The organism is Clostridium sp. FP1, assembly GCF_011065975.2.
GTDB classification, from domain to species: domain Bacteria; phylum Bacillota; class Clostridia; order Clostridiales; family Clostridiaceae; genus Clostridium_AD; species Clostridium_AD tagluense.
Map to the genome: position 1 here is coordinate 4,223,642 of NZ_JAAMNJ020000001.1, position 11,812 is coordinate 4,235,453.

General features: G+C 33.6%; 7 protein-coding genes. 1 reads left to right on the forward strand and 6 read right to left on the reverse strand.

The window, feature by feature from the left end; all coding sequences use genetic code 11:
* Positions 1-70: 70 nt before the first annotated feature.
* From G9F70_RS20265 to G9F70_RS20290, 6 genes are all read right to left on the reverse strand, one after another.
* Positions 71-2,383, reverse strand: coding sequence for an S-layer homology domain-containing protein (locus tag G9F70_RS20265; RefSeq protein WP_224617707.1), 2,313 nt, complete (start codon positions 2,381-2,383; stop codon positions 71-73).
* Between the two features lie 11 nt (positions 2,384-2,394).
* Positions 2,395-3,942, reverse strand: coding sequence for an efflux RND transporter periplasmic adaptor subunit (locus tag G9F70_RS20270; protein WP_164947391.1), 1,548 nt, complete (start codon positions 3,940-3,942; stop codon positions 2,395-2,397).
* 138 nt (positions 3,943-4,080) lie between these two features.
* Positions 4,081-4,665, reverse strand: coding sequence for an efflux RND transporter periplasmic adaptor subunit (locus G9F70_RS20275; RefSeq protein ID WP_318011005.1), 585 nt, complete (start codon positions 4,663-4,665; stop codon positions 4,081-4,083).
* A gap of 91 nt (positions 4,666-4,756) precedes the next feature.
* The gene (locus tag G9F70_RS20280; RefSeq protein WP_164947393.1) at positions 4,757-6,745 is read right to left on the reverse strand and encodes an ABC transporter ATP-binding protein; all 1,989 of its coding nucleotides are present in this window, start codon (positions 6,743-6,745) and stop codon (positions 4,757-4,759) included.
* Positions 6,742-8,469 carry an ABC transporter ATP-binding protein gene (locus G9F70_RS20285; RefSeq protein ID WP_164947394.1) on the reverse strand — a complete coding sequence of 576 codons (1,728 nt, stop codon included), beginning with the start codon at positions 8,467-8,469 and terminating at the stop codon, positions 6,742-6,744. The genes G9F70_RS20280 and G9F70_RS20285 overlap by 4 nt, the downstream gene beginning before the upstream one ends.
* A gap of 44 nt (positions 8,470-8,513) precedes the next feature.
* Positions 8,514-8,963 (reverse strand): MarR family transcriptional regulator, encoded by a 450-nt coding sequence (locus G9F70_RS20290; protein ID WP_164947395.1) that lies wholly within the window; start codon positions 8,961-8,963, stop codon positions 8,514-8,516.
* Positions 8,964-9,636: 673 nt separating this feature from the next.
* Here G9F70_RS20290 and G9F70_RS20295 point away from each other — a divergent pair.
* Positions 9,637-11,766: a YhgE/Pip domain-containing protein gene (locus tag G9F70_RS20295; protein ID WP_224617708.1), complete on the forward strand. Its 2,130-nt coding sequence runs from the start codon at positions 9,637-9,639 to the stop codon at positions 11,764-11,766.
* Positions 11,767-11,812 lie beyond the last annotated feature (46 nt).

The following is an 11,812-nucleotide window of genomic DNA, read 5'->3' on the forward strand; positions in this document are numbered from 1 at the left end:
TTCTCCTCTTACATATTTACCCAAGGGTCTGACCCCTTCTTACATATTTACCCAAGGGTCTGACCCCTTCTTAATAAATGTCAACTATCTTACCATCGACACCCAAAACTAAGGTTTTAAAATCTTTAATATTAACATTAGTTAAAAAATTCTCTATACTGCCATCATAATTATTAAGTCTAGCTTTATTGAAATACTTACTAAAGGTATAGTTTACATTATTTATTGTTAATCCTGTTGGATTAAGCATATCTGGTGTGAAGGCTGAAATAGTTCCAAGCACGACCCTATCATTTACATAAATGAAAGTGTTTTTATTCCAGATATCTGATACAAAATAAACCACGTCATAAGCATTTAAATTAGATTCTTGTATATTAGCGCCTCTATAAATATGAGAATATCTTGTATTTTTAATCTGCTCTAGAAGTTTCGCATTATCAGCTTTATAGATCTGAGGTACACCAAAATTAGGATCCACAACAACTGCATAATCATAGTCTGATTTATCACCCTTCTTTATCAAAACAATTGAAGAATAAGCTCTAATGGCTTTTGCTGCAACTTCATAATCTACAGATACTCCATGATAGTAGTATAAATTAGCCTTTGGCAGTGTCATAGTTTTGGCTAGGTTATTGTCATCCTTATAAGCTATTATTGAACCTGCTACACTTGTTACCGCATAATTCTCTACTGAATTTTCTTTTTTATCAATTTCAGTAATTACATTATTATTAATATATAATTTATACTTTCCACCGATTTCAAGAGGAGCAACACCCGTCTTATAGGTTAGTGTTCCTTTATCAGTAAGAATTTGATTATCTGCTAGATTATCTGACGTCTTATAATTCCCAAGTATTGTATATTCTGCAATGCTTCCAGTCTTATCATCTATACTTCTTATATCAACTACCTTGCCATCATGACCTAGTATTATAGATACTAAATCACCTTTACTAAAGGAAGAAAGCTTAGTAATATCCATATCATCACTGTAGTTATAAGTAACATTGTCTATTTTAATACCATTTGAACTATATGCATCAGCAAGTAAAGCTGTAATATTGCCCTCTACATAATTTTCAACCACAAGGATATACCTATTATCATTATTTATATCTGTAATACTATAAACTACATCCCTATCTTTAATATCACCTTTTGTTATAGGCTGACCTTCTTTTATAATTTTTGTATTTTCATCAAAGGTTATATCACCTAGTTCATCTAACTTGGAATTAAAACCCAAAGCTAGCTGTGGTTTACTATAAGTAGCCTCGGTTATTACTGCATAACTAGATGCCACTTTATCATTATAGTCGAATATTATTGACATATTCGCTAATAAAAGACTGCTTAAGCTAGCATAATCTTTTTTTACACCATGATAATAATAAGTAATACTAGAGGGTAGTGTCATACTTTTTTCATTTCCACTTTCCTCATAATAAACAATATTACCAACTATGCTGTTTACAGTTACGGTTACTGGTTGTCTTACCTTACCATAAACCTTTGTGATTTCTGCATCTTCTATTTTAAGTCTATAAGTTGCGCCAACTTGAAGTAATGCTTTGTTGTCTCCCACAGAGAGAACACCTTTATTTGTTAGCACTTCACCCGTTGCTAGGTTGTCATAGGATTCCGAATTGTCTTGTATAATGCAATCCGAATATAAATTTACTTCATCAGAAAAGATTACTCCAGGGGTAGCAGTAGCTGTAGCACTCTTTACGTTAGTGTCAAGAAGTCTATCAAACATTACTGCTGCGGCCCTTATCGTCGCCTTATCACTTTTTTTAAACACTAATTTATCTGTGATTTTTAAATTTTGTGCCTTACCCAAATAATTTAATGGCCAAGTTCCTGTTAAATCACTGTCTGCATAACCTAATAATTTTACAAGCACAGTACAAATTTCTGAATAAGTTATGGAAGCTTCAGGATGAAATTTTCCATCTGCCATCCCGCTGATTAGTTGTTTATTTAACAATATATTTACATAACCACTTAGATCACTATAAGATGCAATATCAGCAAATACAGTGGACCCCTCCATACCAGAGGCTTCATCTAATAAATTATCCACTATTACTACAGCTTTAGCAAATTGACCTCTTGTCATATCCTTAGTAACATTAGTTACTGAACTATCTATTATTCCAAGTTGCTTCATCCTTGAAACTGCTGCTACGTAGTCAATAGTATCTGCTGCAAAGGCAAAGCTTGAGCTTATTGTACTTATTAATATGGTTAGTATTAGAAAAATACTCAATGTAGATTTTCTGATTTTCATTTTTACACCATCCTTTTTATTAATATATAAATTAGATTCTGTCCTAGGAGTCTGACCTCTCATGACCCCATTTTTTCCCAAGGGCCTGACCCCTACTGATAAATAACCTTGTCGCCTTCATTTAATCCACTCTTAATTTCTACATATTTAACATTATTCTCGCCCAGTTCTACTGCCTTGCGCTGTCCACCTTCTTTGTTTCCACTCACAAATACATAATTCATCCCCTCAACCTTTGTTATGGCTTCTATGGGAAGGTATAACACATTTTGCTTATTAGTTACTTGAATTTCAGCATTTGCACTCATTCCACCCTTAAGTATATTAGCTCCACCCAAAACCTTAATGGTTACTGGATATGATGTTACTCCGCTTACCACTACGCCTTTAACCGCAACGGATTCAATCTTACCTATAACTGGAGTGATTAAAGTACTAGGAAGAGAACTCACCCTAATATTCACCTTCTGACCAGGCACTATCTTAGCTATATCAATTTCGTCCACAGGTACATCAAATTTCATTTGAGTTGTATCTAAAACCTCTGAAACCTGTATGCTAGGATTTACAATATCTCCAACTTGGAAATTAACAGTTGATAGTACTCCACTAATAGGGGATACTATTTTAAAATATTCAAGCTGTGAACCAGTTAAACTTATTTGATTTTGAGAAGTTACAGTTCCTATATTTGCCGCTTCTTGAGCTCTTATAACTGTACTATTTTCCATTTGAATAAGCAGATTTCCGGAACCAACCTTTTGACTTTCTTTAACTGCAATACTTTGAACAGTTCCTCCTGTCTTGCTAACAACTGCTTGCTTTTTTAAATAATTTAGACTAGCAGTATTTGTGCTAGCTACGTTACCTTTAGCGGTTTTAACCTCTCCACTAGCAATCATACCCCCAAGAAGAGCACCTGGGTTATTAAATTGTATTTCTACAGTATATAACTGACCACCAGAAATTGTTGCTGAAGGTTGGTTACTTATATAGGTTACAGTTCCATTAACGGGTTGCATTAATGAAGCTACATTTACATTAGCTACTTGTCCCACTGCTATCTGCCCTACATCTGCAGCATTAAAGGTAAGTAATACTTTAAGTTTTGAAGTATCTGTAATTGTAAGAAGAGTCCCTCCTGGTTGCACAGTATCACCTACATTTACAACTATATTGCTTACTTGTCCTGTAAATGGAGCACTAATTGATAAATTACCAACAGCTTCATTAGATGCATCTACAGACACCTTATTTTGCTGAAGTCCTTGCTTAGAAACATTTAAAGCAGTCTGAGCGTCTTTATCATCAAGTTCATATATTACATCTCCAGATTTCACCTTATCCCCAGTTTTAAAGTTAACCTTTTTTATGGTAGCAGTAACTCTTGAATATAGTTTATTACTTTTAGTAAAATATATAGGCCCCGCTCCTTGAACCACAATATCCATATTACCTTTTTTTACACTTACGATTTTCTGATTAGCATCAGTTTTTGAACCAGCTACTTTGTTACTCATCACTGTATTATTCAATATTACCCCAGTAACAGCAATAATCACTATTACCACTAGGCCCACTATTTTAAAAAGACTTTTTTTAGGCACCTTATTAGTTTTCTCATTTAACTCTAGTTTCAATATTAATCACCTTCCATTCATATTTATTAAATCATCTTCTGCGAATCTGCAATATTAACGACTTCAGAAGGAGATTTAGACTCCCACTTATAGAAGTAGGAGACTTCCTTCTGAAATGTCGTTAAACCACCACATGCACTATTTTTTTGTTTGTATTTTCACAATAGCATTTGTGCCTGGTAATAATTTAGTATCAACGCTATCAAACTCAATTTTGACTTGTACTCTTTTTTCAACCTTTGTAAAAGTACCACTAGTTTGAGCTGGAAGAAAAGAAAAAGCATCAGCTGCGGCCTGTCCCATTGATTTTACTTTACCAGTAAATTTTTTACCCTTAAATTGATCTATAGTTATATTAACTGGTTGACCTACCTTTATTTTGTTAAGGTCTGTTTCATCGATATTAGCCGTGACATAAATTTGCTGAGGATTCATTATAAGAGCAAGTGTTGGTACCTGTAAGCTCGATATGTATTCTCCAATATGTGTATTATTTTGAACAATCGTCCCGCTAATTGGTGCTCTTATATTTGATGCCGCACCACCGGAAGTCCCCGCATCTAAGCGTCCAATAAGCTGATCCTTAACTACAGAATCCCCTTCTTTTACATTGAACTCCAAAAGCTTTCCAGAAGCAAATGGTGTTACTTTTATAAAATCAGCGGATAGTACCGCGTTATCCGTTGACACATAATGAGTATCCTCATACCAGTAATATACCACCGTAGCCCCTCCTATCAATAGAACTAGGACTAAAATACTTGTTAACAATAATTTAAATTTACCCTTCATTTTGTACACCTACCTTTAATTTTTAATTATCTAAATTTGCACCAGTGAATTGACTGTTATAAAGATCTGCATAAAAGCCTTTTTGTGAAAGGAGCGCGTAGTGGCTACCCATTTCAATAATACTTCCCTTATCCATAACTAGTATTAACTCCGCATCTCTAATTGTAGAAAGTCTATGTGCAATAACAAAACTTGTTCTATTTTGCATAAGCTCGGCCATTGCCTTTTGTATATAAACTTCTGTTCTTGAGTCAACGCTACTTGTGGCTTCATCAAGTATCATTATTGCTGGGTTTGCAATTATTGCACGAGCAATTGTTAAAAGCTGCTTCTGCCCCTGAGATATGTTAGATGCTTCCTCATTTAAAAGCGTGTCATAACCCTCTGGAAGGGTCTTAATAAAGTGATGAGCATGGGCAGCTCTTGCCGCTTGCATAACATCTTCCTCTGATACTCCATCTTTACCATAAGCTATATTTTCCATTATTGTTCCATTAAATAGCCAGGTATCCTGAAGTACCATACCGAACATATTTCTAAGCTCCCCACGTTTTATATCATTAATGTTTACTCCATCAATGGAAATTGTTCCAGCATCTATTTCATAAAAACGCATCAATAGGTTAACAAGAGTAGATTTACCGGCACCAGTTGGTCCAACAATGGCTATGGTGTGACCTTGTTTAACATCAATATTCATATTACTTATAAGTGGTTCTCCTGCTTTATAGCTGAAATCTACATTCTCAAACTTTACTTCACCTCTAGGTGACTGCAACACTTTAGCATTAGGCGCGTCTGCTACTTCTTCCACCTCGTCTAAAAGTTCAAAAACACGTTCAGCAGAGGCCACCGTTGATTGAATTACATTTGCAATATTTGCAGTTTGAACTATTGGTTGAGTAAACTGACTTGAATATTGAATAAATGCTTGAATATCACCTATACTAATTTTTCCTTTAGCGGCAAGAATCCCACCTACCATGGATACTATAACGTAACCTAAATTACTTATAAACCTCATTAGTGGCATTATCATACCCGATATGAACTGAGCCTTCCAACCTGAATTATATAATCTTTTATTAATTGCATTAAACTCTTCTATGGAATCCTGCTCATGTCCAAAAGCTTTAACGATTTTATGCCCTGTATACATTTCTTCCACATGTCCATTAAGCGCTCCAATTTCTTTCTGTTGAGCTGCAAAATATCTTTGTGATTTTTTTGCAATAAAGGTTGTTACTATTACATACATTGGTAGGGTTAAGATAACTACCAGTGTTAATAATGGGCTTATTGATAACATCATAACTACAACCCCAATAATCGTAGCTATGGAAGTAATAAGTTGCGTAAGACTTTGCTGCAAGGTAGTGGCAATATTATCTACGTCATTTGTAACACGACTTAATATCTCACCATGAGTTCTTGAATCAAAAAATTTAAGTGGCAATCTAGATAGCTTATCTTCAACCTCTGTACGTAAACCATAAACAGTTTTCTGAGCAACTCCAGCCATAATAAACTGTTGAATGTAACTAAAAAGCGCACTAATCAAATATAATATTATTAATAGTAAAATTATACGTTCTATGTATGGATAATCTATGTTACCACCATTAAAATTTATTATTTGAGAGATGGCAGCCTTAACTTTGGCCAGGCTTCCTACAACTGTACCTGTTGCAGTATATGGATTTGCAGCCAAAGGAGTAAGCATAGCCTCTTGTGGTATTAGCGCTCTCAGTTGCGTCTTAGCCATTATACCTTCAAACAATTTAGTTGTTGCTTTTCCTAAAATCTTCGGACCCACTATACTAAAAACCGTACTAAGAATTGCAAATATAAATACTAAAATAAATTTAAATTTCTCTGGCTTTAAATAACCGAGTAGTCTCATTAATGTGCCCTTAAAATCCTTTGCTTTCTGTACAGGTTTTCCTAAATTCCCTCCAAAGCCTCCACCATCACCTCCACGTTGATTATCTTTTTTTGTATTTTCACTCATTCTAATTCCTCCTCTGAAAGCTGTGAGGATACAATCTCATGATATACTTTGCAACTAGTTAAAAGCTCTTTATGAATTCCCATTCCCGCAATTTTACCCTCGTCTAAGACAATTATTCTATCTGCATCCATAACTGTTGCAACCCTTTGAGCTATAATAAGAACAGTAGCTGTAGCGGTTTCATCTTTTAGCGCCGCCCGAAGTCTTGCATCAGTCTTAAAGTCAAGTGCCGAAAAGCTATCATCAAATATATATATTTCAGGTTTTCTAACTAAAGCACGGGCAATAGAAAGACGCTGTTTTTGCCCACCTGAAACATTAGTTCCCCCTTGTGCAATGAAATGATCAAATCCCATATCCATTCCATTTATAAAATCTGTGGCTTGAGCTACCTCCGCTGCATGCTTAATTTCAGCAAAAGTAGCATTATTGTTACCATATTTAATATTATCAGCAATAGTACCAGAAAAGAGAACATTCTTTTGAGGAACAAACCCTATTTTTACCCTTAAGTCTTCCTGGCTGATTTCCCGTACATCTACACCATTAACCAAAACGCAGCCAGAAGTAGCATCATAAAACCTAGGTATTAAATTTATTAAAGTTGATTTACCTGAACCAGTACCGCCTATAATGGCTGTTACTTCACCAGGCCCAGCACTAAAGGTTATATTACTAATTGCGGGTTGTTCTGCACCTGGATAACTAAAGGTTACTTCCTTAAACTCAACATATCCGCTTTTCTTGTTTGCCAAACTAGTCTTATCTAAATCTACGATTTCAGGTTCCATCTCCAGTACTTCATTTATCCGTTCAGCAGAAGCTTGAGCCCTAGGTATCATTATAAACATCATGGCAATCATTAAGAAAGAAAATAAAATTTGCATCCCATATTGAATAAATGCCATAAGTGATCCAACCTGCATGTTACCAGCATCTATTCTTTCACTTCCAAACCAAAAAATTGCAACGGTTGTAAGGTTCATAATTAACATCATAATTGGCATAAGCACTGCCATTATTTTATTTACTTTTATTGAGTTATTCATAAGACCTAAATTAGCTGCATCAAATCTTTCTTTTTCATTTTCTATACGGTTAAAAGCACGTATTACCCTGATGCCTGTAAGACCTTCACGTAAAACAAGATTTAGTTTATCTAATTTTACCTGCATTAATTTAAACAGTGCAATGCCTCTTTGAAGAACCATTCCAATAATAATAGTAAGTAACGGAATGACAACTGCAAAAATCCAAGTTAAAGGCTTGTCTTCTCTTAATGCCATAATAATTCCACCTATGCCTGTAAGTGGTGCGAATAACATTATAGAAAACATCATTACAGTTACTTGCTGAATTTGAGTAACGTCATTTGTCGTTCTCGTTATTAATGTGGCCGTACCTATTTTATCAAATTCATGTAATGAGAAGCTTTCAACTTTCGCAAAAATTTTACTACGGATAATCATTCCTAACTCTACTGCAGTTCTTGAGGATAAGAATCCAGCTACCACTGAACATATAACCCCACCTGCTGAAACAAGAATCATAAGACCACCAATTTTAAAAATGTAATTCAAATCATTATTAACAATTCCCTTATCAATAATATCTGAACTTAAAGTAGGTAAATAAAGGTTTGCAATCACTTGAAAGAAAATAAGTATAACTATTGCTGTTATTTGCGTCCTGAATTTATCTAAAAACCTGTACAATTTAATCACGAATTAATCATCTCCGATCAAAAAACTAACTTTAATCATTTATCTTATTCTCCTAAAAGCCTTTTAAGAGTGGTCAAACTATCAACTATTCCATTAATCTCTTCTGGAGTTCCCTTTTTCATTATGTTTACAGTATTTTCTTGAATTAATTTATGAATATCTTCATGCGTTTCATTGAATTTAGGAGATATTTTTACATACACAACTCTTCTGTCCTCGCAACTTCTTTCTCTTTCCACTATACCTTGCTTTTCAAGCCTGTCCACAATACCCGATACAGTACTATTAGATAATGTAAGCTTTCTGCTAAGTTCTGTCATTTTCATTCTTTTTTCTCTATGAATGATACCCATAGTCATAGCTTGAAGCCCAGTAACACCTGTATCTTCAAATATTTTAATTACTTTATGTTTAAATAGTCCAAGGACCTGGAGAAATAGCCTTGCCACTTCAACGTTATCATTTAACTGATTATCTTTATTTAACTCTTCCATATTTATTTACCACCTTAAATATATTTTTGACTAAATGCCTTTTTTATAAGTATTACGTATGAAAACATTTCGTATACGTAATATATTATATATTTGAATTTTTTACATGTCAAGGTCCTTTATGAATATATTAGAAAAGCAAGAAACATTACCCTGTCAAATACTCTATCTTCCTGTTTTTTCTGCCTATTCTTTGACTTTCTAAGATATACATTTACGTATAAAGGTGCTAAGATATATTAATACTTAAAGCTTCTAATAGAATTATAATTAGTTGTGAAAAATCTTGAAAGGTGTTGCTGTTAATTATGGAATGTACAAGTAGTATGCCTAATTCCTAATAAAACTGCATAGATTTATTAATGGGCTGTTAAAATGTAGAATTTAGGATTGAGGTATAACAGGGTCTGTAAAAAATACATAGGTAAGGTTGTGAATGTTTATGAAGAATATTTGGAGAAATTATAAAACATATATAAAAAATGTTTTTATAAGTCATAAAACACATATAAAAAATGTTTCGAAAAGTTCCAAAATGCATATAAAAAATGCTTGGAAAAATTGTAAAATGCATACGAAAAATATTTTGCAAAGTTGTAGGCTGCATACGACTAATATTTTAAAAGGTTATAAAATAAATATTAAAAGTGTTTTTAGAATTTATAAAAGAGATATGAAAAATATATTAACAAGCCGTGCAACATTATCCATGATATTATTACTACTTTTATTGCCCGCACTTTATGCTTGGATTAATATTCAAGCTGGATGGGACCCATATTTAAATACTAAGGGACTTTCAGTTGCAGTTGTTAATCTAGATAGTGGTTCGGAATTAAGAAATGTTAAAGTAAATATTGGAAATGATGTGATAAAAAATTTAAAAACTAATCAATCTATTGGTTGGACTTTTGTAAGTGAAAGCGAGGCCCAAAAAGGTATAAAATACGGTAAATACTATGCCAGTTTAACTGTTCCTAAGGATTTTTCAAAGGATCTTCTTTCTGTTGCAACTAGCAGTAATCCAACGAAAGCAAAACTAATTTATACTGTTAATGAAAAAAGAAATGCTATATCTCCAAAAATCACTGGAAAAGGTGCAACTTCTCTGCAGGAAGAAATCACGAAGACTTTTATTGAAACAGCTAGTGGAACAATTTTTTCTTTTCTTACCCAAGTTGGAGTTGAATTAGAAAAAAACAAACCACAAGTAGAAAGTGTTATTGATATAATGGTTAGCTTAGATGATAAAATGCCTAAAATTAAAAAGTCCTTAGATAATATTTATGGACAATCTGTAATGTTTCAAACATATATGCATAAGGTTCAGGGAGATGTCCCTACTATATCTGATGAATTAGACAATGTTTTGGACATTACTAAGACAAGTAATAGCTATATAGAAAAATCAAGAGATTCCCTGAAAGCTGTATCTCCAATTGTAAAGGAAGACCTTTCCCTTATAAAGGATATAACAGATAATGCTGAATCTTCTTTAACTAAAGTCCAAGACTTAACCCCCTCAAATGATGCTCTAATGAAAGATGTTTTAATTAAAGTTCGAGACCAGTATAGGGATGGAATGCAAACAATTGACAATGTTTCAAGTTTAAATAAATCAATGAATAATTTTTTAAACAGTGCTGTTATTGATACTTTAATTGATAATCTTTCAAGCGTTAGAAATGAAATGGCAAACCAACAAAACGATATTAATTCTATGATTAGTACTCTTGATCGTGGAAATTCGGTTTTAACTAGTGATATAAGTGCTGCAATGCGCGGTGCGAATAAAACTTCAAAGTTAATGAATAATTTGACGGATAAGTTTGACACCACAATCGACCCAAAGATCGATGATGCACTGAAAAACATAACTAAGTTATCAAATAATGCAGTTGGCATGTTACAAGGCGTACAAGACAATATGCCCACGGTTAATAAACTACTTGGAGAAACGGTTAATAAAGTTGACTCAAAAGTAAATAGTTTAAAGAAAATAAAGGATAATTTCCCCAAAACAGAGCAAGATATGCATTCAAATGCAGAAAAATTAAAAAGCCTTACTAGTGATGAAAAACTTAATCAAATTATCCTGATGTTAAAAAAGGATGGTAAAAAAGAAAGTGACTTTTTATCAAGCCCCATAAATTTAAAGCAAAATAGCATCTATCCAATACCTAATTATGGTTCAGCTATGTCCGCATTTTATACTACGCTTGCTATTTGGGTAGGCGCACTTATAATGTTTTCATTCTTATCAGTTGAGGTTAAAGAATTTGAGGGTGGCATACCTATAAATACAAGGGAAAAATTTTTGGGAAGATATTTTACCCTTTTAAGTATTGGAATTGTGCAAGCTTTAGTCACTATAGGTGGTAACTTGTTTTTACTGAAGACCTATGCCGTCTCCCCTATTATACTTACGCTGTTTGGGGTGTATGTAAGTATTGTATTTATCACTCTTATGTACGCAACCGTATGTATTTTTGGCAATATAGGTAAAGCTTTGATTGTTGTAGTGATGGTACTACAAATTTCTGCCTCAGGAGGAACATTTCCAGTAGAATTATTAGGCACGTTCTCCCAATATATACACCCTATGCTACCCTTTACTTATGCTATAGGCGGAATGAGGGAAGCCATCGCAGGAATTATACCAGAAGTGTTAATGAATAATGTGGTAACCCTGGGCAAATATTTTGTTGTTTCTTTACTTTTAGGACTTTTATTACAAGAAAGAATGACTAAAATAACTTCACACTCCGCAAGGCAGTTTGATGAAAGTGGCCTCGCCGAGTAATAGTATTTGATACTTTGCCCTGCGAAGGATTCCTAGTGCTTAATAT

Excerpts from the sequence above, each read along its gene's own strand:
- G9F70_RS20290 (WP_164947395.1), bottom strand. The coding sequence starts at position 8,963 with ATGGAAGAGTTAAATAAAGATAATCAGTTAAATGATAACGTTGAAGTG.
- G9F70_RS20295 (WP_224617708.1), top strand. The coding sequence starts at position 9,637 with ATGAAAAATATATTAACAAGCCGTGCAACATTATCCATGATATTATTA.
- G9F70_RS20280 (WP_164947393.1), bottom strand. The coding sequence starts at position 6,745 with ATGAGTGAAAATACAAAAAAAGATAATCAACGTGGAGGTGATGGTGGA.